Source organism: Flavonifractor sp. An91 (genome assembly GCF_002159225.1).
GTDB classification, from domain to species: Bacteria; Bacillota; Clostridia; order Oscillospirales; family Oscillospiraceae; genus Flavonifractor; species Flavonifractor avicola.
Genome location: NZ_NFHA01000002.1, coordinates 113,941 through 139,818, shown reverse-complemented (window position 1 = coordinate 139,818; position 25,878 = coordinate 113,941). Strand labels below are relative to the sequence as shown.

Sequence of the window (25,878 nt, the reverse complement as noted above, 5' to 3'; positions counted from 1 at the left end):
CGGCGTCCTTTCTATCTTTAGGAGAAACTCACGTTGCAGTCGGTGGGGACCACGCACACATAGGTATTGCCCACACCGAAGGTAATGGGGTTGCCGTCGGCATCCTCATAATAGAACTGGCCGCTGGGGGCCTGCTTGCTCCAGGTCAGCTCGGTGATTTTGCCGCCGCAGGCAAAATAGCCCTTGCCGCCGCTGGACAGGTCCACGGTGATGTGGCCCAGATAGTCGCCGGTGTTGCGGCAGGCGGTCTTGATGATGACTACGTTGGTGACCTCTACCTGCTGCTGGGTGTTGCCGTCTATGTAGGCCGCGCCGTACTCCTCTACGCCGTACTTACCGGTGTTCTCATTGTAGACAAAGCGGCCGGTCTTGTAGCTGGAGACGGGAACGGTGATCTGGGTGGCGTCCACGCCGTCGGCGGGAGTACCATCTTCAGCGAAGTTCATCTCATAGACGTAGCCGTCCTTATGGTCCAGACGGATGTTGTAGGTGGGCAGCCGGTCCATGATGGATTGGCCGGTTGTGACCACCGTGTGCTCCAGGCTGTAGCTTTGCTTGCGCACCGGGTCACGCCACATCAGATTGCTGTTTTCGGTGCTGCCCAGATAGGGGCCCCGTACCGCGTCCAGGGCGGTGACGCCCCAGGTCTTGATTTTGCTGTAGGCGTCCTCGCTGCCGCCGGCATGGAGGAACACGGCGTCGTGGCCCAGGGCAACCTCCAGATAGTAGGGACGGGCGGAGCGGATAGAGCCGATGGTGCCCACTCCGTCCAGGGACTGATAGACGCCAACCATTCGGGTGATGCCGCCCTCGGCGGGAATCTCATAGATGATATCAGCCTGAGACTGGCCCAGCTGGGGGAGGGCCTGCTTCAGGTTGTTGAGCATGATGGCCACCGGCCGGCGGTTGACCCACTCTTCGCCCATGGGCAGGCCGGTGAGTGGGTTGAGGGGACCGTCATAAGGGGTCTCGGTGGGTGTGGGCGTAACACTTTCCACCACGGGGGCGGAGGAAGTGGGCGGCGCGGGGGAGTCCTCCGGTTCCGGAGACCCACCGCAGGCGGAGAGCAGCAGGGGCAGCGTAAGCAGCAGGGACAGCAGTTTTTTTCCCATGACGGTATCCTCCGTTTTCTTGCCGGGCGCCCGCCGTGGGGGCCGGGGCTCCGCAGTGTGGTACCTTTATCATACTCTGTGGGACAGGTTCCCGTCAAGGTGGCCGGAGCCGGGAAATTGCACTTGTGATTTTACTCGTGCTTGGGTATAATGATTAGTAAGCGGCAAGCGCTTCGGAAAGGAGAACTCCATGGCACGTCACGGTTTTATCCACGACAAACTGGATATCAAGTTCCTGATCCTCTACATCATGGCGCGGGTGGCGTCTCCCATCGACTTCCACGCCCTTACCGACCTGACCATGTGCGATGACGGGGTGGACTACTTCGAGTTTGCCGAGGCGGTCTCTGAATTGGTGGAAACCGGGCACCTGACCCTGGAGAACGACCTGTACGCCATCACCGACAAGGGACGTTCCAACGGCGCCGCCTGTGAGAGCAGCCTGCCCTACACCGTCAAGCAGAAGTGCGGTGTCAATCTGGCCCGGATCAACGGCATCCTCCGGCGCAACGCCCAGGTGCGCGCCCATGTGGAGGACCGGCCGGAGGGGGGCAGCACGGTGAAGATGGAGTTGGACGATGACAAGGGAAATCTGTTCACGCTGGAGCTGTTCTGCGGTACCCGGGAGCAGGCCCAGCGGATGGCCAAGGGCTTTAAGGAGGAGCCGGAGCGGGTGTATAATGATGTGATCACCGCTCTGCTGGAGTGGGAGAAAAATCGATAATTTCCCGGGAAAGAAAAAATAAGTGTTGACAAAGCCTGGTCGGGGCGCTATAATAACCGAGCAGTCTTTTGACGGGGCTGTGTTTTGCGGATGTGCTGGAACTGGTAGACTGGCTAGCTTGAGGTGCTAGTGGCCCACGGCCGTACGGGTTCGAGTCCCGTCATCCGCACCATATGCGCGAGTGGTGGAATTGGCAGACTCGCTAGATTCAGGTTCTAGTGTGCATTACGCACGTGCGGGTTCAAGTCCCGCCTCGCGCACCAAAAAAGAAGGACATCCGTAAAGGATGTCCTTCTTTTTTGGATACCTCAAGAAATCAAAATGCTCGGGGCAAGTGAATTGCCCCTGCGCCGAGTTTTTGGGCTGACAGCCCAAAACGCTCGTACGGCGCAAAAGCGCCGACGGCCCAAAGGGCCGGTTTTAAATACTGCAAGAAATGAAAGACATTGATACGGCCCGATGCAAGATGGGCCGCCATTATCCCGGAAATGGAGGACCAGGACCATGAATGAAAAGGAAGTAGGGGAGCTGCGCCGCCGGTTCAAGGCGGACAAGAGTGCCATCACCCATGTGCGGGGCTGCTACGTCAACGAAAAGAAGGAGATCGTCTCTCAGTTTAACCAGTCCCTGGCGCTGATGAGTGAGGAGGAGAGTGAAAAGCTGCTGGCCATTCTGCGCCGCACCCTCTCCGGCGGCATCGACCGCAATCTGATCGACATCAGCTTTGCCACCAAGCAGGTGGCGGAGGGGGAGAAGCACAAGCTGCTCATGGTCCTGCGGGATTCCGGCCTGGGGGACGAGGAGGCTGTCCAGGCCTTTTTCCAGAAGGCCATCGACAGCCTGGATCTGGAAGGCAGCTATCTGATCCTGCTGGCTCATGACCGGTACGACGTACCCTACCGGGCCAAGGACGGCGAGACCCAGAAAGACGCCTCCGAGGAGGTCTATTCCTACATCCTGTGCAGCATCTGCCCGGTGAAGCAGACCAAGCCCGCCCTCAGTTTCCAGGCCCGGGAGAGCCGCTTCTATAACCGCCAGGCTGACTGGCTGGTGTCCCCGCCGGAGGTGGGCTTTCTGTTCCCCGCCTTTGACGAGCGCACAACCAATCTCTACGACGCGCTGTATTATAACAGGGACGTGGGGGAGAACCACCAGGACTTTGCTCAGGCGGTCTTTGCCTCTCCCATCCCCATGCCCGCCCAGGCCCAGAAGGAGACCTTCCAGTCCATTCTGGGGGAGACTTTGGGGGAGGAGTGCAGCTACGATGTGGTCCAGGCGGTCCATGACCAGCTGCGGGAGCTGGTAGAGGAGCACAAGGAGAATAAGGAAGAGGAGCCTCTGATGGTGTCCAAGGGGGCGGTGAAGTGTGTGCTGCTGTCCTGCGGCGTGTCCGAGAGTCATGTAAACGCCTTTGACAGCCGCTACGACGACAGCTTTGGCGCGGAGACCCGGCTCAGTCCCCGGAACCTGGTGGATGCCAAGCAGGTCCAGGTCTCCATGCCCGACGTAACCATCAAGGTGTCCCCGGAGTACAGCGCCCTGGTGGAGACTCGCTCCATCAACGGGAAAAAGTACATCCTCATTCCGGCGGAAGGGGAAGTGGAGGTCAACGGGGTGCCCATCCACATCGACGGCTGACCACAAGCTGGGAATTGCATCTCTTTGAAAAATAGAGTAGAATCAGGTATCGACTTTTGCAGGGAGGCATTGCCATGGGAATCTTTAACCCGGAGCACGGCATCTACCGCCTGACGGAAAAGATAGCCGATCTGGTGATTTTGAGTGTGTTTTGGCTGGTGTGTTCCATTCCCCTGGTGACGCTGGGGCCAGCCACCACCGCGCTCTACAACACGGTGGTACGCTGTATCCTGGGCGATGAGCGTAACAGCTGGGTCCTGTTTTTCCGTACCTTCAAGCAAAATTTCAAGGTGGGTGCACTGACCAGCCTGGTGGTAGTCCCGCTGATGGCGGTGCTGGTCATCCTCCACGAGGTGCTCTATCAGATGGCTCTGACGGACGATGTGGGCTATACGCTGTTTTTTGCCTACCGGGTCTTTCTGCTACTGCCCATCGGTTTTATCTGCTACCTCTTTCCGGTGCTCTCCCGGTTTACCTTTCAGGTCAACGGCTTGTTGGTGACCTGCGGCAAGCTGGCCATCGCACACTTGCCCAGCACCGTGCTGATGGCGGTGATCGCTTTTGTCGCCCTCATCGTATGCTCTAATGTGCCCATTCTGGTTATGTTGCTGCCCACTATCGTGACTTGTCTGCACGCCTTTCTGCTGGAGCGGATTTTCCGGCCCTATATCAAGAAGCAGCAGCCGGACGTGGACGATGAAGAGGACGACGAAGATGAAATGTAAATGAATATATCAATTATCAATGAAAAAGCCGCGCCGGCTTCCACGAGGGAAGCCGGCGCGGCTTTTTTGCGTCAGAGGGAGGAGTGCATCATGGTATTGATGGCCTCCTGATAGGAGAGCTGGATGTGCTCGGTGAGCAGCTGGCAGGCAGTTTCCTGCTGCTGCTGAAGAATGGCGTCCAGAATGGCGATATGCTCCTGATTGCTCACCTGATAGCGCAGGGGGCGCCATGCGGTGATGCGGATCAGGTTCAGATAGTCCACCAGACTGCGCATCAGCTGGGAGGCATAAGTGTGACGTTACCTTTAACACCACCATTGCCAACCTGCAGCAGTACAAGTCCGGTGTGGCTCTGTCCACGCCCAAGATGGTGAAGGCCACCAACAAGGAGATCAAGGTCATGCACACCAAGTGCATGGGACCGGACGACATGATTACCAGCCTGTCCGGCGGTAACCAGCAGAAGGTCATCTTCGGCAAGTGGCTGGAGCGGGAGCCCCAGGTATTTATGATGGACGAGCCTACCCGCGGCATCGACGTGGGCGCCAAGTATGAGATCTATGAGCTGATCATTCAAATGGCCAAGCAGGGAAAGACCATCATCGTGGTCTCTTCCGAAATGCCCGAGATTCTGGGCATCACCAACCGGATCGGCGTGATGTCCAACGGACACCTGTCCGGTATCGTCAACACCAAGGAGACCAATCAGGAGGAGCTTTTGCGCTTGAGTGCAAAGTACCTGTAATGGTGGAGGGGACAAAGCATACGTGCTTTGTGTGTATTGCAACAAAGGCTGAACGCCATGATATGGTAAGGCCCCGCAGATCACCCGTACAGCGGATGATCTGAGCGACATTATAGTGGGAGAAATTGCTTATGGTAGCAAATAATTCGAAAATTCTGACGGCTGAGCAGGAGGAAAAACTGCGTCAGCCTATTGACGAGTATGTCGGTAAGATCCAGGCACAGATCGACGCCCTGCGGGCGGACGGCACAGACAAGGTTATCGACATTCAGAATAGCATTGACAGCCTGAAGCGGGATAAGATCTATACGGCCCAGGAGAAGGCTGCCAAGCTGAAGGAGTATCAGGCAGAGCTGGCAAAGGCCAAAGAGGTGGAGGCCAAGAACAAGGAGCAGGTTTCCAAGCTGATTGGCGATGCCGAGGCCTATCTGAAAGCACACTTTGACACCGACTATTATCAGGCGGTCACCGCCAGCTGCAAAGAAGAGAAGCAGCAGGCCCTGACCAATTACGCCGCAGCGGTGGATCAGCTCAACAAGGAGCATCAGGCGACCCTCTCCAAGCTGAGCGATCCCCACGAGATCAAGGACGAGAAATACGTCCACAAGAACCGCCTGTTTGACGCCAAGATGAAGCGGACCAAGGACCTGCAGGAGGTCAAGGACCGCCGCCATGCCGCCTTCGATCACAAGTTCCACCTGATCGATATGCTGCGGATGAGCAAGTTCACCTTCGGTGAGACCATGTCTCAGAAGTGGGAGAACTACAAGTACACCTTCAACCGCCGTGACTTCCTGCTGAGAAACGGCCTGTACATCGCCATTATCATTATTTTCATTGCCCTTTGTATTGCCACCCCGATCATCAAGAATGTCCAGCTGCTGACGGTAAACAACGTGCTCAACATTCTGTCTCAGGCCTCTCCCAGAATGTTCCTGGCTCTGGGCGTGGCGGGACTCATCCTGCTGGCTGGTACCGACCTGTCCATCGGCCGTATGGTTGGTATGGGCATGACGGCAGCCACCATCGTAATGCACTCCGGCCCCAATACCGGCGGCGTGTTCGGTTACCTCTTTGACTTCTCCGGCATCCCCGTGATCGTCCGGGTGTTCCTGGCTCTGGTGGTCTGCATCGTGCTGTGCACCATCTTCACCACCATCGCCGGTTTCTTTACCGCAAAATTCAAAATGCACCCGTTCATTTCCACCATGGCCAATATGCTGGTCATCTTCGGCCTGGTGACTTATTCCACCAAGGGCGTTTCTTTCGGCGCCATTGATTCCAGCATTCCCAAGATGATCATCCCCCGGATCGGCAGCTTCCCCACCATCATCCTGTGGGCTGTTGCGGCGGTAGCCGTGGTGTGGTTCATCTGGAACAAGACCACCTTTGGTAAGAACCTGTACGCCGTGGGCGGCAACCCTGAGGCCGCCGCGGTTTCCGGTATCTCCGTGTTCAAGGTCACTGTGGGCGCCTTCGTCCTGGCCGGTGTGCTCTACGGCTTCGGTTCCTGGCTGGAGTGCCTGCGCATGACCGGTTCCGGCTCCGCCGCTTATGGCCAGGGCTGGGAAATGGACGCCATCGCGGCCTGCGTGGTGGGCGGCATCTCCTTCACCGGCGGCATCGGTAAGATCTCCGGCTGTGTGGTGGGCGTGTTCATCTTCACCGCCCTGACCTACTCTCTGACCACTCTGGGCATCGACACTAACCTGCAGTTTGTGTTCTCCGGCATCATCATCCTCGTGGCTGTTATGCTGGACTGCCTGAAGTACGTGCAGAAGAAGTAATTCCATCAAGCAAAAGCGCGAAGCCGCTGCAAGGCAGACGCGGGGGACCGCTCTGCTTTGCAGCGGTTTTTCTTTGTACACCGCTCTGTCAGGGATTGGATTTGAGGGCGGAATGTGCTATGATGAAAAAAACAGTCCGAGGAGTGGGGCCTGCCCGCTCTGTCCGGAACGCAAAAGGAGAGAAGAACCATGCAAGAACTGGGCGCTGTGCGTAACGCACTGAACGCAGGGGAGCTGGATGGCCCGCTGAAGGGCCTGCTGTGTCACGACCTTACCGCCGGCAGGAAACGGGTAGCGGATCTGCTGGATGGGTTTCAAAAGACCTTTGGGGCGGGGGAGAACACACCTGTGACCCTGTGCTCCGCCCCGGGCCGCACCGAGATCTGCGGCAACCATACCGATCATCAGCACGGCCGGGTGCTGGCCGGCGCGGTGGACCTGGACTTTTTGGCCTGCGCCGCCCCCAACGGCACCAACACCATCCGGTTCCAGTCTGAGGGCTGGCCCCTGGTGGAGGTGAACCTGGACACCCTGGAGCCCAAGGAGGAGGAGAAAGAGTCCACTGCTTCTCTGGTCCGGGGTATGGCGGCGCAGGCTGCCCAGCGGGGCTATCCTGTATCCGGCTTTGATGTATATGCCACCTCTGAGGTGCTGCCCGGCTCCGGCCTGTCCTCCTCGGCGGCCTGCGAGGTGCTGCTGGGTGTCATCGAGAATCATCTGTTCTGCCGGGACGAACTGGACCCGGTGACCATCGCCCAGATGGGCCAGAAGGCAGAGAACATTTACTTCGGTAAGCCCAGCGGCCTAATGGACCAGACAGCTTCCTCCGTGGGCGGCGCGGTGGCCATCGATTTTGCCGACCCTGCCGCCCCTGTGGTGCGGACGGTGGCGGTGGATCTGGCCGGCCTGGGCTATGCCCTGTGTATCATTGACTCGGGGGCCAGCCACGCCGACCTGACGGCTGAGTACGCTGCGGTGCCTCAGGAGATGGGGGCTGTGGCGGCCTACTTCGGTAAGCAGGTGCTGCGGGAAGTGGAGGAGGATCAGGTGATCCAGGCCCTGCCCCAGCTGCGGAAGGCGGTAGGGGACCGGGCGGTGCTCCGTGCCCTCCACTTCTTTGCCGACGACAAGCGGGTGAAGCTGGAGGCCGACGCCCTGGAGCAGGGAGATATGGATACCTTCCTGGAAGTGGTGAAACAGTCGGGCCGTTCCTCCTGGGATCTGCTCCAGAATATTACTCCCATCGGCGCGGTGAAGGAGCAGGCCATGGCGGTGGCGCTCACCGTGGCGGAGCGGGCTCTGTCCGGCCGGGGCGCTTGCCGGGTTCACGGCGGAGGCTTTGCCGGTACCATCCAGGCCTTTGTGCCGCCGGATCTGCTGGAGAGTTTCCGCAAGCAGGTGGAGGCCTGCCTGGGGGAGGGCAGCTGTCATGTGCTGTCCATCCGCCCTGTGGGCGGCACCGTTCTCTGGCCCTGAACAAGTGCATACAGTGAAGTGAAAGGAGCGCGTCTGAACAATGGCGATTTTGGTATTGGGCGGAGCCGGATACATCGGCTCCCATACGGTATATGAACTGATTGACGCCGGCCGGGACGTGGTGGTGGCCGACAACCTGCAGACTGGCTTCAAAGCCGCAGTCCATCCCAAGGCAAAATTCTATCAGCTGGACATCCGGGATCGGGGGGCTCTGGATACCCTGTTCCAGGCTGAGGACATCGAGGGCGTCATCCACTTTGCCGCCTCCTCCCAGGTGGGAGAGTCCATGTCCGATCCTCTGAAGTACTATGACAACAACCTCCACGGCACCATGGTGCTCCTCCAGTCCATGGTGGCCCACGGCGTGGACAAGATCGTATTCTCTTCCACCGCCGCCACCTACGGTGAGCCGGAGCGGGTGCCCATCCTGGAGGACGACCGTACTGTGCCCACCAACTGCTACGGCGAGACCAAGCTGTCCATGGAGCACATGATGAGCTGGGTGTCCAAGGCCCATGGCCTGAGGTATGTGGCTCTGCGCTACTTCAACGCCTGCGGTGCCCATATCTCCGGCCAGATCGGCGAGGCCCATAATCCTGAGACCCATCTGATCCCCATCATTCTCCAGGTGCCCCTGGGACAGCGAGAGGCGGTCAGCGTCTTTGGCGACGACTATCCCACCAAGGACGGCACCTGCATCCGGGATTATATCCATGTCACCGACCTGGCTCAGGCCCATATTCTGGCTCTGGATTACCTGCTCAAGGGCGGGGAGAACAACGTGTTCAACCTGGGCAACGGCGTGGGCTTTACCGTAAAGGAAGTAGTGGACGTGGCCCGGGCAGTTACCGGACACCCCATCCCCGCCAAGATGGCTCCCCGCCGGGCGGGCGATCCCGCTCAGCTCATCGCCTCTTCGGAGAAGGCCATCAAGGTGCTGGGCTGGAAGCCTCAGTACAACGACCTGAACACCATCGTGGCCTCTGCCTGGGCCTGGCATAAGAGCCATCCCAACGGCTTTGAGGAGGGCTGAGCATGGAGCGTGACCAGGCTATTGCCAAGCTGGTGTCTTACGCCGTGGAGAAGGGTCTTGTCCGGCCTGAGGAGCGGATCTGGGCAGTAAACACCCTGCTGGACATCCTGCGGGTGGACAGCTGCGCCCTGCCGGAAGTGGGACAGGTAGGGGAGGAGGAGTTGCCCGTCATTCTGGGCGCCCTCACCGACGACGCCTGTGCCCGGGGAATGCTGCCCGAGGACACCGTAACTTACCGGGACCTGTTTGACACCCGGCTTATGGGTGCCCTTACGCCTCGTCCCGCCCAGGTCATTGACACCTTCAACGACCTGTTCCGTCAGGACCCCAAGGCGGCTACCGATTGGTACTATAAATTCAGCCAGGACACCAACTATATCCGCCGGGACCGCATTGCCAAGGACGTGCAGTGGAAGGCCCAGACCGAGTATGGCGAGCTGGACATCACCATCAATCTGTCCAAGCCGGAGAAGGACCCCAAGGCCATTGCGGCGGCCCGCAACCTGCCTGCTTCCGCCTATCCCCGGTGCCAGCTGTGTGCCGAGAATGAGGGCTATGCCGGACGGGTAAACCATCCCGCCCGCCAGAACCACCGCATTGTGCCCATTACCATTAACGGTTCTCCCTGGTTTTTGCAGTATTCTCCCTATGTGTATTACAATGAGCACTGTATCTGCCTGAACAGTGTCCATACCCCCATGAAGATCGACAAGGCCTGCTTCGGCAAGCTACTGGACTTCGTGGGTCAGTTCCCCCACTACTTCGTGGGGTCCAACGCCGACCTGCCCATTGTAGGCGGCTCCATCCTGGCCCACGACCATTTCCAGGGCGGCCGCTATACCTTCGCCATGGAGAAAGCACCGGTGGAGACCCCCTTCACCTTCCCGGGCTATGAGGATGTGCAGGCCGGCATTGTCAAGTGGCCCATGTCGGTGGTGCGCCTTACCTGTGCCGATCCCCAGCGGCTCATCGACCTGGCCGACCGCATCCTGACCAGCTGGCGGGGCTATACCGATGAGAGCGCTTTCATCTACGCCGAGACCGACGGTGAGCCTCACAACACCATTACCCCCATCGCCCGGCGGCGGGGGAGCGACTACGAGCTGGACCTGGTGCTGCGCAACAACATCACCACCGAGGAGCATCCCCTGGGCGTCTATCACCCCCATGCCGAGCTCCACCACATCAAGAAGGAGAACATCGGCCTCATCGAGGTCATGGGCCTGGCGGTACTGCCCGCTCGGCTCAAGACCGAACTGGCGGCGGTGGCGGACAAGCTGGCACAGGGCGGCGACCTGCGCTCCGATCCGCTGACTGCAGCCCATGCTGACTGGGCAGAGGGCTTTGCCTCCCAGGTTACTCCTGACAATGCCCTGGATGTGGTCTACCATGAGACCGGCCTGGTGTTTGCCAAAGTGCTGGAACACGCCGGTGTCTACGCCCGTACTCCGGAGGGCAAGGAGGCCTTCCTCCGTTTCCTGAGCCAGGTGTAAGACAGTTCAACTTCATACGGCTGAAATCCCCCGGCGCGATTAGCGCCGGGGGATTTTGCATATGCGGCTCTGTGAAATTTGGATATTCTGTAAGGTGCGTCCATCTTTCTATTGTCAGAGAGGAATAAATTGGGTATACTGGAAGAGATAAAATTGCAGAATCCAGTCGGAACTGGTCGGAACTGTGGGCCGGTGGCGGCACACGGAGGGAAGACAGTGAAACGAGGAAAGAAATGGTGGGCGGACCGGCCTGCCCAGGCCGAAACAGCCCTTTCCCAAGACGCAATCAGCGGTATAAATCCAGAGATGAGTGCAGAGAGGAGCATGATCATGTTTGCGGATATGTTGGACAACTTCATGGACCTGTTTGACCTGGATGACCTGCCGAAGGAGCCGGACGATGGGCTAATGTCCCAGGCAGGAGGGCAGGAGCAAAACAGTGACCCGGTACTGGTGGACCTGGACGGGGACGGTATCCCCGATATGGTGGTCCAGCAGCAGGGGTTAGATTTGGACGGGGATGGCATTCTGGAGACCCAGCTGGTCAACCAGGCTTTTGATCTGGATGGAGACGGCATCATCGATGCCCAGCGGGTAAGTGTGGGTGTGGACGGTGATCTGGACGGAGTTGCCGATCTGAATGTGGATACCGTTGCTGTGGACCTGGATGGAGACGGTCTGGCTGATTATCAGCAGATGGGTATGGATCTGGATGGGGACGGTGTGTTTGAACGCCTGGACCAGTTTGTGGATCTGGACGGAGACGGTGTCTTTGATATGGCCCATACGGCCATGGACACAGATGGAGACGGCCGCTTCGATGCATTCCAGATGACAGAGGACCTGGATGGCGACGGTGTGTTCCACGGCGTGGAGCTTGCGCCCGACGACCGTGAACCTCAGGCGGACGACCAAAATCGTCCCGATGATCAGGACGGTCAGATCTTTGACGACGAGGCGGAACCATTCTACGAACCGGAACCTCAGGCGGAAGTGGAGCCTCAGCCAGACCCCGGCTATGGCGCAGTCCCCAACTTTGAACCCTTTGACCCCGATGAGGCCGACCCTGACAAGGTAATCGGTGATCCGGAAAGTGCCATGGAGAACTGGCACTGGCAGGAGACTGGAAGCAGCTGTGCGGTGGCCTCCCAGGAGTTTGTGCTGGAGGAGCTTACCGGGCAGGAATTTGAGGAGTCGGACCTGCGGGATCTGGCCGAGGCCAACGGCTGGTATATGCCCCAGGCGGGTACCCCCATGGACGACGTGGGCAACATTCTGGAACATATGGGACTGGACGTGGAGCGCAGCCAGGGCAATTCCATCGATGATATCGCTCAATGTCTCCAGGACGGCGGTCAGGTCATCGTAGCGGTGGACAGCAGCGAGCTGTGGGAAGGGGTCAATGACGACAACTTCGGCCCCGGTATGCAGGCCGATCACGCGGTACAGGTCATTGGCATCGACTATACCGACCCGGATGAGCCTATGGTGATCCTCAATGACCCCGGCGCCTCCAACGGCGGCGGCGCTCAGGTCCCTCTGGACGAGTTTATGGACGCCTGGGAGGACAGCGGCTGCTATATGGTGGAGGCTTACGCCTGAGGGAACAGACGTGTCATTGGTGAAAGGAGCAAAGTGCGATGCAAGAGATGCAGATACCATCCGTTTATCAGCTGATCCGCAGCTTTAACCGGGGCGAATTCCGGCGAAAAAGCATTCCCCAGGAACTGGTGTCCGGCTGGCCTGCCATCCGGCGGCTGGGCAAGACCCTGTGTGTGACCATCCCCTATTATGCCCGGGGACGGGCGGGGGATAAGACCATCCTTTATCCCCTGTACTGTTCGGCCACAGTGCCCCTGGGCAACCCGGATATGCTGTTGGATTATACCGTTTATCCCCATCAGCAGGGCTGGCAGGACCTGGACTGGTCAAAGCCTGTGGGATCTTTTCCCCATGAGGCCCTTGCGGGGATAGGGCGAAAGGAATACCAGGCTTTGTGTGCCCGCTTGTATGACTATTACGATGAGATGGTACGGGCTATTCTTCAGGGTAAGCCCTTTGCTGCCCGGGAGGAGATGGGGGAACTGTTCTGCCGGCTGATGGAGCCGGACCAGTATCCCCAGTATCTGCGGATCGATCAGAGATTTTATCGCTTCTTCTGTCCCATCTGAAGGCACGGAAGAGATTATCATGGAGAAGAGGGTGGGCGGACGTGTGGAAAGAGGAATATACCCAGGCCTGCAGTATTTTGGCGGCAGGGCGCTATGCTAAGCTGGCCAAGCAGGCGGAGGGGCTCCATCGCTGGGTGAATGCCCGTAAATTCAGCGTAGTGGTGGTGGGGGAGTTCTCCCGGGGCAAAAGCCGTCTCATCAACGAGTTGCTGGACCGGCCGATTTTGCCGGTCAGGACCCTGCCCACGACTGCCCTGCGTACCACAGTGACCTACCATAACAAAGAGATGCTGGTCCATGTAGGCCCTGACGGAAAAAAGACGGGCTACCCCCTAAAGGAGCAGGCATGGCAGCAGTTTCTGGCCGGAGAGGGCAGAGCGGACCCGCAGGGCACCCTCTATGTGGGCGTGGACATTCCCTGGCTGGGTCAGCACCGGCTGGAGCTGGTGGACACTCCGGGCACCGGGGATCTTGTGGAGCGGCGGACCATCCTGGCGGAGGAGGCCCTCACCGGCGCGGACGGCGTGATCATTGCCGTTTCGGCCCGTACGCCGGTCAGCGGCACGGAGCGCAAATGGATCCAGAGCCGGCTGCTGGCCCGGGAAGTGCCCCGCATCATGGTGGTCATCACCAAGCTGGACCAGATCGAGGAGGAGTCCCGGGCCAGGGTAGTGGCCCATATCCGGGACAAGGTCCGGGAGATCAGTCCGGTGGTGGAGGTGTACGTGGCCCATGGCTGGAGCGGGGAAGAGGGAGTCCCCGGCGGCCGAGAGCAGATCATCAGACGGCTGATGGACTGGGCAGATGCCCCGGAGCACAGCCAGCTGCGGGAGCAGGCGGCCCGGGACCGGCTTGCCGGGCTGTTGACCATAGCGGCCGACGATCTGCGCTGCCGGGCGGAGCAGGCCAGGAATCAACGAACCCAAAAGGCTCAGGACCAGCAGCAGGCAGCCAGACAAGCCGCAGAGCAGGCGGGACAGCTGTGGGATATGATGATTTCCGAACTGAAGGACCGGGCCCCGGCGTGTATCAGCAGCATCCGCGGCTTTGCCGCTGAGAAGGAGCAGCTGCTGCTGGAGAAATTCCAGTATGAGCTCTCTCATGTCAGCGAACCCAAACGGTGGTGGGAGGAGGACTACCCCTACCGGATGAAAATGGAGATGACCGGGTTTTCCACCGCCATGGAGCAGGAGTTTGCCAGGACCTTCAGCGATGATCTTCGGGGAATCAACGAGACTATGGCCCGCAACTACCGGCAGACCCTGTCGGTGGGCCGCATCGGCATCATGGACAAGGATCTGATCGATATCAGCAGCGGCGAACAGATCGCCGGACTGGAGGACATCCAGAAGAAAAAGGTCAACTTTCAGGTAGGACGAACCCTGGCTACCGCCGCCGGGTATGTACTGCTGGCCGGTACAGGCGGTCCCGCTGCCATTGTTACCAATCTGTGCCTGGGTGCGGGCAGCACGGTGCTGGGTGAGAAGGTATTCCGCTCCAGTGTGGACGTGCAGAGGGGCAAGGTGCTGGAAGCGGTCAAGGGACAGGTGGAGCAGTTTACCAAACGGGCAATTTCCGCCGCTGAGCAAAACATCAATCAGGCCTACCGCCGGATGTGCGGCGAGATCATGCAGCGGAAGGAACTCTGGTTGGATACACAGACCAGAAAACCGGCGGAATCCATGGCGGACGAGCGGGGCGGCAGCCTGGACAAGCTGCTGCTGGAGACAGAGAACCTCATCGCACGGCTGACCAGACATCAAGGTGGAGGTACGGACGATGGAGCACTCTGTCAAGGCGGTTGAGTTTCAATTATATGAGGATTTGGTCCAGCTGCAGAAGATGCTGGAGGTCATGGAGCTGGACCCGGCCCTGACGGAGCGGTTGGAGGAGTGCAAAGAGCTGATCCGCACCAAGCGCTACCGCGTGGCGGTGATGGGTGAGTTCAAGCGGGGAAAGAGTACCCTCATCAACGCCATGTTGGGCCTGCCGGTGCTGCCGGCGGACGCTACCCCCACTACTGCCACCGTAAACCGTATTACCTACGGAGTGGAGGAGCGGGCTGTGGTGCGCTTCCGGGACGGTCGGGAGCAGGAGATCCCGGTGGACCGGCTGGCGGACTATGTGACCAAGCTGACGGAAGAGGGCCGGGCAGTCTCCGAGACTGTGCAGGAGACGGTGCTGTACTATCCCAGCGTTATCTGTCAGAACCATATTGAGATCATTGACACTCCGGGCCTGAACGACGAGCGGGAAATGACCCGCATTACCCTGGAGACCCTGCCCCAGGTGGATGCGGTCATTATGCCCATCCACGCCCGGGTACCCTTCAGCAGCACCGAGCGGGACTTTGTGTGTCAGATGCTGGAGAGCAAAAACATCGATGACATTATCTTCGTCATGACCTTTCTGGACCAGCTGGACGAGGACGACTATGTGTACGAGGACTACGTGGAGGCGGTGAGCCGCCGCATCCGGCAGGAGGTTTTTGGGGCGCTGGAGGAACGCCGGGCCTCAGAAGAGGTGCTGCGGAAGGCTCACCGGGTTCTGGACCAGGTTCGGCTCAGCGGTGTCTCGGCCTCCCTGGCCCTGAAGTCCTTTGTAAGCAATCAGAAAAAGCTGCTGGCTCAGAGTCATTTTGAGGGCTTTCTCAACGACCTGAAAAAGACCCTGGCAGGCCGCCAGATGGAGTGTGCCGTCTGGAAGGCGGCTGCCGGTATGGAGTGGGTAGTGACCCATCTGGAGGAGGCCCAGCGGGAGCGGGAGGGCTTTTTCCGGCGGGAAGAGGATAGACTTCGGGAGATGCAGCGGCGTACCCAACGCTTTTTTGGGGATTTTTCCCAACAGCTGGAGGAACTTTTCCGGCAGCAGCCGGACGTCATGGAGCTGGTGCTGGAGCCCCTGCGTCAGGAGGAAGAGAAGGCGACAGCCGCTGTGATCCGGGCGCTGAGCGGGGTCAGGGTTGCGGAACATATGGTGGTATTCCAGGCGATCAATCCGGTGATCTTGCAGATCCCGGAACAGATGGATGGCTGCTGGCAGCAACAATTAAAACCCATGCTGCTCAGCCGGCTTGCCCAGGTGCTGGAGCAGATCAGCGTGGTGGGCAACCAGGCCGGTGTGGATGAGCCGCTGATGAAGGAGTACGGCTATCTGTTGCAGGAAGCAGAGGATACATGGACTGCCCAGAGCTTTGTTTGGGTGGACGGCCCTTATCCCAACGTGCCGGATCTGGCTCACTGCAACTTCATCCGCTATTTCCGCCCCTATTTGCAGCGCTCGGTGCAAGCCATGGCTCAGCGAATTGTAGACACCGCCGAGGCGGTGAAGGGCAGCTGTTGCGCTCAGCTGCCGGAGCGCAATGAACCACTGCGGGAACGCCTGGCCCAGAGGCAGCAGGAGCAGTATCGCCAGCTGGACGGTCAGCGCAGGGCCTACGAGCAGAATCTGGACAATCTGCGCCAGACGGTCAATCAGGCCTGGAGTAATACCCAGGCTTTGCTGCGGGAGTGGGAAGACGGTCCCAGAGTTGGATAAGATACAGAGAACGACCGGAAAAGGAGACCCTCTTTTCCGGCGCCATTGACAGAGAGAAAGGCGGGAACACCTATGGCAGAGGAGAAGAACAGCCAGGAGACTTCATTCAGCGGATTTATCAACTATAAGCAGACCATGACCAGCATTACTACCGATCTGAAGAAACTGCGGGAGTACAGTGAGAAGCTGGATCTGAACGGCAACATCAATGGCATTGACGAGATCCTCAAGCGGATGGCCAATGACAACTTCAACGTGGCCATTGTGGGTGAGTTCAAGCGGGGCAAGAGCACCGTCATCAATGCCCTGCTGGGCAAAAACATCCTGCCGGTGGACGTGCTGCCTACTACCGCCACCCTCAATAAGATCACCTACAATGTGACGCCCTTCGTCACCGTGGAATATAAGGACGGACGCAAGGAGCAGATCGGCATTGAGGAGCTGGACAACTACGTCACCAAGCTGACCCGGGAGAGTGAGGAGCGGGCTAAGACCATCAAGGAGGCAGTGGTTTATTATCCTATCAACTACTGCAAAAATGGCGTTACCATCATCGATACCCCCGGCCTCAACGACGACGCGGCTATGACCGAGGTGACCATGTCGGTACTGCCAACCATTGATGCCGCCCTGATGGTTATCATGGCTCAGGCACCCTTCTCCGAGTCGGAGCGGGACTTCCTGGAGAGCAAGATCATCACCAGTGATCTGGGACGGGTGCTGTTTGTGGTCACCGGCATCGATCTGCTGGACGAGGAAGATGTGGACCGGGTCCTGGAGAACATCAAGCGCCGCATCCAGGAGCACGTGCTGAAAAAGGCGGAAAGCGTCTATGGCGTGGATTCCCGGGAGTATCAGACCTATCAGCGTAAGCTGGGCAACATCAATCTGTATGGCCTGTCCGCCAAAAAGGCGCTGAAGGCCAAGGTCAAGGGCGATGTGCAGATGCTGGAGGACAGCTGCTTCCCCACGTTTGAAGCGGCACTGGAGAAGTTCTTGTCGGAGGAGCGGGGAGCGATTACCCTCAGCGTGCCGGTGAGCCGGATCAAAACCGCCTCCATGGAGCTGGTGAAGGCCATACAGCTGCGGATGAGCAGCATGGACATGATGGCCAGCGAGTTTGAAAAGAAATATACAGCTGCGCTGGGGGAGATTGAGTCGGTCCGAAAGGAGCGCAGCCGGGAATTTGATACCGTCAATGAGAATGCCGACAAGGCCTTTGCGGGCCTGCTGCCCATGATCGACAGTTACTGGGATACAGTGGAGCAGGCGGTATCCGATGCCATTGACGCCTATCCCATCAGCAACTCCGACCTGAAGAAGGAAAATGCCGCTGCCACGGCCCAGGCGCTGACCAACCAGGTGAAAAACGCGGTGGCCAAGGTAAGCCAGACGGTAAGCGAGCGCATCCAGAACGCCATCAATGTGGCACTGGAGGGGGAGGCCCAGCGCCTGGCTGGCTTTGAGAATTACTTCTTCCAGGCTACCGAGCGCATCCATGGAATGTTTATGCCCCAACGTACCAGCGCGTCGGGAGGCGACTCGGTGATCGGTGTGGTGGCCAACTCGCTGGTGGGTTTCGGCATCGGCGGTGTGTATGTAGGCTTCAAGGAGGCCGGTTGGAAGGGGGCGCTGCTGGGCGGCGCCACTGGTGTGGGCGGCATGGCCCTGGGCAACATCGGTGTGTTCGGCCTGCTGATGCCTGCGCTGGCCATTCCGATCACCTGGCCGGTAGTGATTGTTGGCTCCCTGGTGGTAGGAACCCTCAGCCTTTTCAGCAGTAAGTGGGTGGTGGACAAGACCTTCTCCCGAGAGAAGATCGAGACCTACAAGGCATCCTTCAAGGCGCAGGTGCTGGAAGAAATCCAGCGGATGAAGGGTGAGAACAACTTCGCCGAGACGGTGCGCCGGCAGGTGGACGAGGCGTTTGGTGCTCTGAAGGAGAAGATCCGCAAGGAGACTGAAAATATTCTGGAGGATACCCAGAACCAGCTGACCCAGATCAAGGTGGAGCTGGCCCAGCAGCAGGTATCCGGCTCCAAGGAGAAGGAACAGCTGGATGAGATGCTGGAGAGCATCAACCAGATCTGTGTCCGGGCAGAGGAACTGGAACAGCAGTTGGTAGGTATTTTGTCCCGATGAAGCAGAAAACGGAAGGCACACCGTTGGGTGTGCCTTCCGTTTGTTATCGGCATAAAAAGACGTCGGAGCAAGCGATACAAAGCCTGCTCCGGCGTGGAACATCGCAACACTATAGATGCCTGCTAAAAATAATGTAATAATGTATGGTCATATATTTATTCGATCAAGTCACTTTTTCCCAAATTGCATTTACTACAAAGTGTTTGCAAATTTCCTATGACCGTTTCTCCACCTTTAGACCAGGGAATAATGTGGTCAACGTGAAGTTCGACTTCTGAATCTTTTGCTGGAGATGCTCCACAGACACAGCATTTAAAATTATCACGTTTCATCACCAGGAACCGAAGTCGAAGGTTAATGTCTCGTTTAGTTTTGTGCTTTATAATAGACAGAGGAGTGTCCTGAGGGACTAAATCTTTTTTGGGGATAAGCGGATCGTCCTCTACACTCTGGTCTGTTTTACTCTCCATTGCCTGAATATCATTTTGTTCATCATTAATCCATACGACAAAGGCTTCAAGTGCATTTCGCCAACCGCCGAACCGGCGACTAAAAGTATTAAGTGCATATTTTGAGTATCCGTTTTTTATATCACTTACTGTTGGCTGCCGTCCTAAAGTAATCCACATGCGTTCTATTTCTTCAAGAAGGGAAACAGTTTCAATGCGTTTTTCCGAAATTTGCTTATAAGGTTGAAGTCCCGCTTTATCTAATGCATCGTTCCATGATTTAAAGCGTTTAAAAACAGTTGAACTACTATATTTTGCAAGGTCATTATACTCCCTGCTGCTAAAAGACTCTTTGCCCAAAATCTTTGAAACACGAATAATATCATCTAATAAAAACAAATTTGAAATCGAAGTATACAAATGAGAACTACTTGCGGCAGCCAATTGGAACTGATTTGATTCCAGTTTACATAATTTGAGAACTTTGAGCCAACTGCCAAAACGTCTACAAATTGTTTCTACGCCATATTGACCGTTTTGTGTATATTCCACTTTAGTTAAATTCGCCTTGTTTAAGGCCTTTGCTACACGAGCAACATCATTTAATAAATCTTTATCAGAGATATTATGGTGGTATTCGTTTAGTTTAAATTCCATAATATGCCTTTCTTTGCACTATAGTGTTGCAACATTTTGATTGACTTTCGTGTGGCGCTCACTTAAGATTATTTTTTATTGTAATATAAGTTTATACAAATTACAAGAAACAAGTAAACTGTAATGCTTGTTGCTTTTCGGAAAGTATCGTCTAAATCTCTGCCCAACATAAAAATATTGTTTTTGCATTTGAAGAATTTTGAAAAACAAATCAGGGGCTACAAAAAGTGGAAAGTCCCTTACTACAAGGCTTTCCACATACGATGAGCCCCGCTTTTCAATAAAACAGTTCGAAAAGCGGGGCTCATTCATTATGGTGCCGGTGGTGGGACTCGAACCCACACGGTGTTGCCACCAACGGATTTTGAATCCGTCACGTCTACCATTCCATCACACCGGCGTCCTATATGCGGTCTGGATGGTATTATACACGAATTGCGGACAGATGGCAAGCCCTGTAATCGGAATAAATTCAGAAAACGCCATACCATTTCACCGGAAGATGTGTTATGATAACACTATCGAAAATTCCCACGGAGGGCAGAAAATCCATGAAAAAACTCAGACTGATTTTGGCGGCAGGGCTGTTAATGCTGCTGACAGGCTGCTTTTCCCAGTCGGTGGACGACCTTTACGCCCCGCCCAGAGCGCCGGACGACTATCTGAAGCTGGATAATAAGATCAACGAAGTCCTTAACGCCGGCGGCGAGTACGCCGCCCCCCTCACCGGAGAACTGACCCAGAAGGTACAGCTTCAGGATCTGGATGGCGACGGTGTGCAGGAGGCCATCGCTTTTTTCCGGGTCAGTTCGTCGGAGCGCCCCCTGAAGATCTACATTTATCGTCAGACCGGAGACGACTATGAGGTGGCGGCCATTATTGAAGGCGAGGGTTCGGCCATCAACTATGTCTCCTATGAGAATTTGGACGACAGTCCCAGCAAGGAGATCATCGTCAGCTGGCAGATGATGAGCGATCAGAACCACTCCCTGGCTGCCTATTCCATTCATAACGGCCAGGTACTGGAGCTGATGCGTACCAATTATACCAATTTCCAGATCTGCGATATGGACCAGGATGGCCAGGACGAGGTCGTGGTGATCCAGACCGGCGCCACTGAGGAGAGCAACCGGGTGGAGCTGTACAACTACAAGAACGGTATCCTGGGATTGGACTCCTCGGCACCTCTGTCCCACAATGTTACCAGCCTGCCGGAGGGCGGAGTTAGGACTGGATATTTGCAGGATAACATCCCGGCGGTTTTTGTCAGCTCTGCCTATGGCCGCAGCGGCAGCGAGACCGATTACGATTCCAGCACCGCCTACAGCCAGACCGGGCAGATCACCGATATTTTCGCCTGGAAAAACGGACGGATCCAGAACATCACCCTGGATCCTGAGACAGGGGAGAGTGACAATACCATCCGTTGGTATACAGCGGTGACAGCAAAAGACATCAATAATGACGGCATTATGGAGCTGCCTGACCCCTATGCGCTGCCTGATCCCAGCAGCACCAGCATTGCGGTGAACTTCTGGGCCATCCGCTGGCGGCAGTACGATATCAACGGCAACTCCCATCCGGTCTTCTCCACCTACTACAACGATCAGGACGGCTGGTATTTTATCCTGCCGGATAGCTGGGACGGCAAGATCACATTGTCCCGCAGCGACGTGGCCGGCGGGGGAGAGCGGGCGGTCATCTTCTCCTACTGGGAGGGAGACGCCAGTGTGGACCCGGCCCCCTTCCTGGTGATCTACACCCTGCGGGGTGACAACCGCTATATGCGGGCCAATATGTCGGGCCGCTTCCGGCTGCTGGAGGGGGATGACGACAGCGACACCATCTATGCCGCCCGCTTCATCCAGAACAGCTGGGATTGCGGACTGGACGAGAGCGGTGTGAAGGCACATTTTGCACTGATTACCAACGACTGGTCCTGACACGGACAGGAATATAAGGAGGGAATGGGATGAAAAAGGTACTCGTACTGGAAGACGAGGCCAACATCCGCAGCTTTGTGGTCATCAACCTGAAGCGGGCCGGTTATGAGGCCATCGAGGCCGAGACCGGCGAGGAGGCCCTGGCCCAGCTCAAGCGCAATCCGGATATCAAGGTGGCGTTGCTGGACATTATGCTGCCTGATATGGATGGCTTTGAGGTATGCCGCCGTATCCGGGCGGGGGACAATAACATCGGCATCATTATGCTCACCGCCCGCACTCAGGAGATGGATAAGGTCACCGGGCTGATGACCGGCGCCGACGACTATGTGACCAAGCCCTTTTCCCCGGCGGAGCTCACCGCCCGCATTGATGCCCTGTACCGCCGTACCGGCGGGGCGGAGGCGGTGGATACTGGCGAGATCAGTCAGCCGCCCTTCCTGCTGAATACCCGCAACCGAACTCTGGAGAAGAACGGACAGCGGGTCAAGTTGACCCAGGTGGAGTATTCCATTATGAAGCTGTTTATGGATAATCCGGGGAAGGCTCTGTCCCGGGAGGAGATTCTGGACTCCGTGTGGGGCCGGGACTATTTCGGCGAGCTGAAAATCGTGGACGTGAATATCCGCCGCCTGCGCATCAAAATCGAAGACGACCCGACGAATCCTACCTTTATAACAACGGTATGGGGCTACGGCTACAAGTGGGGCTTCTGACGGCGGCCGCCCAACCCTGTGACGCGCTATTTTTTATCAAACCCAGGTGGTGAAACATCGACCTATGAAGAAAATCAAAGGCATCCGCGGCATTCGGAAGCGGTGGATGGTCAACTCCATCAGCGTGGTGCTCTTCATCGTGCTGCTGGCGGTGACCGCCTTTTCCGCAGCCATGGGCAGCTACTACTATTCGACCCTCAGCGAATCTCTGTCCCAAAAGGCGGAAAGCGCGGTGCGCAGCTTCAACTACTACCGGGCCAGCGGCGACTCCTACTATGAGTATGCCCGGACGCTGGTGGGCAGCGACCAGTCCAGCGACCAGCTGGAGGTGGAGTTCCTGGACGCCAGCGGCCAGATCCGCTACTCCAGTTCGGACCTGACTGCTTTCCGTTCTCCGGGTACCCCTGATATCTCCAAGGCGCTGAGCCAGGGCAAGACCGAGGTGTGGACCGGCTCCGACCCCAGTACCGGGGAGCATATTATGGCTGCCACCAGCCCCCTCATTATCGACGGGGAAGTGGTGGGTGCCATGCGCTACGTTACCTCTCTGCGGAACGTGGACTGGCAGATCGTTATTGTGGTAGCCATCTCCCTGGGCATCGGTATGGTGATCCTGGCTATTGTTTACTTTTCCAACCTGTACTTTGTCCGCTCCATTGTGGAGCCGGTGGCGGGAATCACGGAGACTGCCAAGCGCATCGCCGCCGGGTCCTACGGCGTGCAGATCGAAAAGCGCTTTGACGACGAGATCGGTGATTTGACCGACGCTATCAATGATATGTCTCTGAAGATCAACCAGAGCGAGAAGATGAAGAACGAATTTATCTCCTCGGTGTCCCACGAGCTGCGTACCCCTCTGACGGCCATCAACGGCTGGGCGGAGACCATCATGAACGGCGAGGTGCGGGACGGTGCCGATGTGAAGAAGGGCATGGGCATCATCGTCTCTGAGGCCCGGCGGCTGACCAACATGGTGGAGGAGCTGCTGGAGTTCTCCCGCATCCAGGACGGTCGTTTCACCCTGTCGGTGGAGCCCATGGACATCAAGGCGGAGCTGGAGGACGCGGTATACACCTACCGGGAGTTCTTCCGCCGGGAGGGCATCGAGCTCAACCATTTCGACTGCGACGAGGAGTTTCCGCCCATTGAAGGCGATCCGGAGCGGCTGCGGCAGGTATTCTGCAACCTACTGGACAACGCCGCCAAGCACGGCGGCTCGGGTAAACGCATTGATACCGCCATCCGCAGGGAGGAGGATATGGTGGTTATCACCATCCGGGATTACGGTCCTGGTATCCCCGAGGAGGAGCTGCCCCACGTCAAGTACAAGTTCTACAAGGGTTCCTCCAAAGCCAGAGGTTCCGGCATCGGCCTGGCGGTGTGCGATGAGATTGTCAGCCGCCATGAGGGTGTACTGGAGATCGGCAACGCCGAGGGGGGCGGCTGTATCGTTACCGTCCGTCTGCCCATCCAACCCCAGTGAGGAAATGTCAGGCAAATCGAACATCTGTTTTAAAAAAGAGACCCGCACCCCTTGCAATCGGGGTGCGGGTCTGATACAATATGTTAGATATGAATCCAAATAGCAAGGAGAACATGGAACGAATGTCAAAACAGACGAAACGTGCCTGCGACACGCCGTATAAGACCATGATCGGCGGTCAGGCCCTGATCGAAGGCATCATGATGCTGGGGCCGGAGAAAAAGGCCGTGGTGGTCCGCAAGCCGGACGGGGAACTGGCCGAGCAGGTAGAGGAGCGGGTGCTCATCAAGGACAAGCATCCGGTGCTGGGTGTGCCCTTCATCCGGGGCGTCTTTAATTTCTGTTCCTCCATGGCCAACGGCGTCAAGGCGCTGATGTACTCCGCATCCTTCGTGCCTGAGGACGAGGAGGAGCCGGAGGAACCCTCTAAATTTGAGCAGTGGCTGGACAAGCACCTGGGCAGCGAAAAGGCAGCCTCCGCCCTGGTGACCCTGGCAGTGGTGCTGGGTATCTGCTTCTCGGTGGGACTCTTTATTCTGCTGCCTACCGCCCTGGTGGGCCTGTTGGGCCACTTTACCCCTCTGGCCATGTGGCTGCGCAACGTGCTGGAGGGCGTGGTTCGTATTGTGATCTTTGTGGGCTATCTGATCCTGTGCTCCCACATGAAGGATATCCATCGGGTATTCCAATATCACGGGGCGGAGCATAAGACCATCTTCTGCTATGAACACGGTCTGCCCCTGACGGTGGAGAACGTCCGCAAGCAGCCCCGGCACCATCCCCGCTGCGGTACCAGTTTCCTCTTTGTGGTCATCGTGGTAAGCATTCTGCTGTCCAGCGTGGTGTTTTCCTTTGTGGAGGTGACCAATACCTTCCTGCGGATGGGCCTGCATCTGCTGATGCTGCCGGTGATCGTCAGCCTGACCTACGAATTCAACCGCCTGGTAGGCCGGCATGACAACTGGTTTACCCGGATGATGTCCGCCCCCGGTATGTGGCTCCAGAACTGGACCACCTTTGAGCCGGACGATTCCATGATTGAGGTGGGTATCCGGGCCTTTACCCTGGTGCTGCCTCAGGAGCAGGGCAAAGATCGGTGGTAACACCCAATAAAGGTGTTTTGAGAGAGAACAAGAGAAACGAGGAGTGGTTACAGCATGGCAACCACCTACAACAACCTCTATCTGGACGTACGCCGCCGCCTGCGGGAAGCAGGGGTGGAGGGTGCCCAGCTGGAGGCCCGGGAGTTGGTGTGCGCTGCCGCCGGAAAGAACCGGGAGCAGTATTACCGGGATATGGCCCTTTATGCTTCTGACGCGGTGGAGGAGAAGCTGAAGGAGCTGGTGGAGCGGCGGCTGTCCGGAGAACCGGTGGCCTACATCATTGGAGAGTGGGAATTTTACGGCCTGTCTCTCACCGTCAACCGGGATGTACTCATCCCCCGCATGGATACTGAACTGCTGGCTGAGCGGGCTATTCTGCTGGCCCGGGCGGCAGGGGAGGGGGCACGGGTGCTGGATCTGTGCGCTGGCAGCGGCTGCGTGGGTCTGGCGGTGGCCTCCAACGTGCCCGACTGCCGGGTGGTGCTGGCTGACCTGAGCGAGGCGGCCCTGAAAACCTGTAAGCAGAACATCCGCCGGTGTGACCTGAATGCCCGGGTGACCTGCTTCCAGGCCGACGCCCTTCAGCCTCCGGACGGAGCGCTGTGGGATTTTGACGTCATTGCCTGCAACCCGCCATACATTCCCACCGGAGATATTGCCGGGCTGGACCGCTCTGTCCGGGATTTTGAGCCTCGTACCGCTCTGGACGGCGGCGCCGACGGCCTGGATTTCTACCGGGCGGTGACTGCCCAGTGGGGCCCCGCTTTGCGGCTGGGCGGCTCCCTCCTTTTTGAGGTGGGGATTGGACAGGCTCCGGATGTGGAGCAGCTGCTGATTGAGCAGGGCTTCTCCAACGTGCAGTCCAGTCAGGACACCCAGGGCATCTGGCGTGTGGTGGAAGGCGTTTTGAATCGGTAAGGGCGGGCTTCTGGCCCGCCGTGAAA

20 protein-coding genes, 3 tRNA genes and 1 pseudogene are annotated in these 25,878 nt (G+C 57.7%); 20 read left to right on the top strand and 4 right to left on the bottom strand.

The window, feature by feature from the left end; all coding sequences use genetic code 11:
• Nucleotides 1-17 precede the first annotated feature (17 nt).
• The gene (locus B5G42_RS02400) at nucleotides 18-1,112 is read right to left on the bottom strand and encodes a DUF3048 domain-containing protein (RefSeq protein WP_087266293.1); all 1,095 of its coding nucleotides are present in this window, start codon (nucleotides 1,110-1,112) and stop codon (nucleotides 18-20) included.
• 190 nt (nucleotides 1,113-1,302) lie between these two features.
• Here B5G42_RS02400 and B5G42_RS02395 point away from each other — a divergent pair, with 190 nt between their 5' ends.
• The 5 genes from B5G42_RS02395 (at nucleotide 1,303) to B5G42_RS02375 (ending at nucleotide 4,199) form a co-directional block, all read left to right on the top strand.
• Nucleotides 1,303-1,836, top strand: coding sequence for a DUF4364 family protein (locus B5G42_RS02395; RefSeq protein WP_087187386.1), 534 nt, complete (start codon nucleotides 1,303-1,305; stop codon nucleotides 1,834-1,836).
• An 86-nt stretch (nucleotides 1,837-1,922) separates the two neighbouring features.
• A tRNA-Leu gene (locus tag B5G42_RS02390) sits at nucleotides 1,923-2,008 on the top strand.
• 3 nt (nucleotides 2,009-2,011) lie between these two features.
• Nucleotides 2,012-2,099: transfer RNA gene (locus tag B5G42_RS02385), tRNA-Leu, on the top strand.
• 241 nt (nucleotides 2,100-2,340) lie between these two features.
• A complete protein-coding gene (locus B5G42_RS02380) occupies nucleotides 2,341-3,474 on the top strand; it encodes a DUF4317 domain-containing protein (protein ID WP_087266291.1) in 1,134 nt (377 codons plus the stop codon).
• 74 nt (nucleotides 3,475-3,548) lie between these two features.
• Nucleotides 3,549-4,199: a YesL family protein gene (locus B5G42_RS02375; protein ID WP_242961104.1), complete on the top strand. Its 651-nt coding sequence runs from the start codon at nucleotides 3,549-3,551 to the stop codon at nucleotides 4,197-4,199.
• Between the two features lie 71 nt (nucleotides 4,200-4,270).
• Here the strand turns inward: B5G42_RS02375 and B5G42_RS02370 are convergent, their stop codons facing one another.
• Entirely contained in the window at nucleotides 4,271-4,474 is a 204-nt protein-coding gene (locus B5G42_RS02370) for an FCD domain-containing protein (protein WP_087266289.1), read from the bottom strand.
• A gap of 14 nt (nucleotides 4,475-4,488) precedes the next feature.
• On the opposite strand from B5G42_RS02370, the pseudogene B5G42_RS02365 reads away from it, so the two are divergent.
• From B5G42_RS02365 to B5G42_RS02320, 10 genes and pseudogenes are all read left to right on the top strand, one after another.
• Nucleotides 4,489-4,944, top strand: a pseudogene (locus B5G42_RS02365) (ATP-binding cassette domain-containing protein); the annotation flags it as partial.
• Nucleotides 4,945-5,075: 131 nt separating this feature from the next.
• The gene (locus B5G42_RS02360) at nucleotides 5,076-6,731 is read left to right on the top strand and encodes an ABC transporter permease subunit (protein WP_087266287.1); all 1,656 of its coding nucleotides are present in this window, start codon (nucleotides 5,076-5,078) and stop codon (nucleotides 6,729-6,731) included.
• A 189-nt stretch (nucleotides 6,732-6,920) separates the two neighbouring features.
• A complete protein-coding gene (locus B5G42_RS18815) occupies nucleotides 6,921-8,207 on the top strand; it encodes a galactokinase (protein ID WP_087266285.1) in 1,287 nt (428 codons plus the stop codon).
• A gap of 40 nt (nucleotides 8,208-8,247) precedes the next feature.
• Nucleotides 8,248-9,240, top strand: a complete 993-nt coding sequence (gene galE, locus B5G42_RS02350; protein WP_087266283.1) for a UDP-glucose 4-epimerase GalE — start codon at nucleotides 8,248-8,250, stop codon at nucleotides 9,238-9,240.
• Nucleotides 9,241-9,242: 2 nt separating this feature from the next.
• Complete coding sequence (gene galT, locus B5G42_RS02345; RefSeq protein WP_087266281.1) at nucleotides 9,243-10,733, top strand: UDP-glucose--hexose-1-phosphate uridylyltransferase; 1,491 nt, start codon at nucleotides 9,243-9,245, stop codon at nucleotides 10,731-10,733.
• Between the two features lie 324 nt (nucleotides 10,734-11,057).
• Nucleotides 11,058-12,335, top strand: coding sequence for a hypothetical protein (locus B5G42_RS02340; protein ID WP_162611029.1), 1,278 nt, complete (start codon nucleotides 11,058-11,060; stop codon nucleotides 12,333-12,335).
• A 38-nt stretch (nucleotides 12,336-12,373) separates the two neighbouring features.
• Nucleotides 12,374-12,904 (top strand): hypothetical protein, encoded by a 531-nt coding sequence (locus B5G42_RS02335; protein WP_087266277.1) that lies wholly within the window; start codon nucleotides 12,374-12,376, stop codon nucleotides 12,902-12,904.
• A gap of 41 nt (nucleotides 12,905-12,945) precedes the next feature.
• Entirely contained in the window at nucleotides 12,946-14,709 is a 1,764-nt protein-coding gene (locus B5G42_RS02330) for a dynamin family protein (protein ID WP_162611028.1), read from the top strand.
• On the top strand, nucleotides 14,684-16,441 hold the full coding sequence (locus tag B5G42_RS02325) for a dynamin family protein (RefSeq protein WP_087266273.1): 1,758 nt from the start codon (nucleotides 14,684-14,686) through the stop codon (nucleotides 16,439-16,441). Before B5G42_RS02330 ends, B5G42_RS02325 begins: the two co-directional genes overlap by 26 nt.
• A gap of 72 nt (nucleotides 16,442-16,513) precedes the next feature.
• Complete coding sequence (locus B5G42_RS02320; protein WP_087187361.1) at nucleotides 16,514-18,583, top strand: dynamin family protein; 2,070 nt, start codon at nucleotides 16,514-16,516, stop codon at nucleotides 18,581-18,583.
• Nucleotides 18,584-18,738: 155 nt separating this feature from the next.
• Here B5G42_RS02320 and B5G42_RS02315 read toward each other — a convergent pair whose 3' ends face one another.
• Both B5G42_RS02315 and B5G42_RS02310 read right to left on the bottom strand, forming a co-directional pair.
• A complete protein-coding gene (locus B5G42_RS02315) occupies nucleotides 18,739-19,689 on the bottom strand; it encodes a homing endonuclease associated repeat-containing protein (RefSeq protein WP_087266272.1) in 951 nt (316 codons plus the stop codon).
• 314 nt (nucleotides 19,690-20,003) lie between these two features.
• Nucleotides 20,004-20,089 (bottom strand) — tRNA-Leu (locus B5G42_RS02310).
• A gap of 151 nt (nucleotides 20,090-20,240) precedes the next feature.
• On the opposite strand from B5G42_RS02310, the gene B5G42_RS02305 reads away from it, so the two are divergent.
• From B5G42_RS02305 to prmC, 5 genes are all read left to right on the top strand, one after another.
• Nucleotides 20,241-21,632, top strand: a complete 1,392-nt coding sequence (locus B5G42_RS02305) for a hypothetical protein (protein WP_087266270.1) — start codon at nucleotides 20,241-20,243, stop codon at nucleotides 21,630-21,632.
• 29 nt (nucleotides 21,633-21,661) lie between these two features.
• Nucleotides 21,662-22,348 (top strand): response regulator transcription factor, encoded by a 687-nt coding sequence (locus B5G42_RS02300; RefSeq protein ID WP_087187359.1) that lies wholly within the window; start codon nucleotides 21,662-21,664, stop codon nucleotides 22,346-22,348.
• Nucleotides 22,349-22,412: 64 nt separating this feature from the next.
• Entirely contained in the window at nucleotides 22,413-23,831 is a 1,419-nt protein-coding gene (locus tag B5G42_RS02295) for a sensor histidine kinase (RefSeq protein ID WP_242959421.1), read from the top strand.
• Between the two features lie 122 nt (nucleotides 23,832-23,953).
• Nucleotides 23,954-24,934, top strand: a complete 981-nt coding sequence (locus B5G42_RS02290; RefSeq protein WP_087266268.1) for a DUF1385 domain-containing protein — start codon at nucleotides 23,954-23,956, stop codon at nucleotides 24,932-24,934.
• 54 nt (nucleotides 24,935-24,988) lie between these two features.
• Nucleotides 24,989-25,852, top strand: coding sequence for a peptide chain release factor N(5)-glutamine methyltransferase (gene prmC, locus B5G42_RS02285; RefSeq protein ID WP_087187357.1), 864 nt, complete (start codon nucleotides 24,989-24,991; stop codon nucleotides 25,850-25,852).
• Nucleotides 25,853-25,878: the final 26 nt, after the last annotated feature.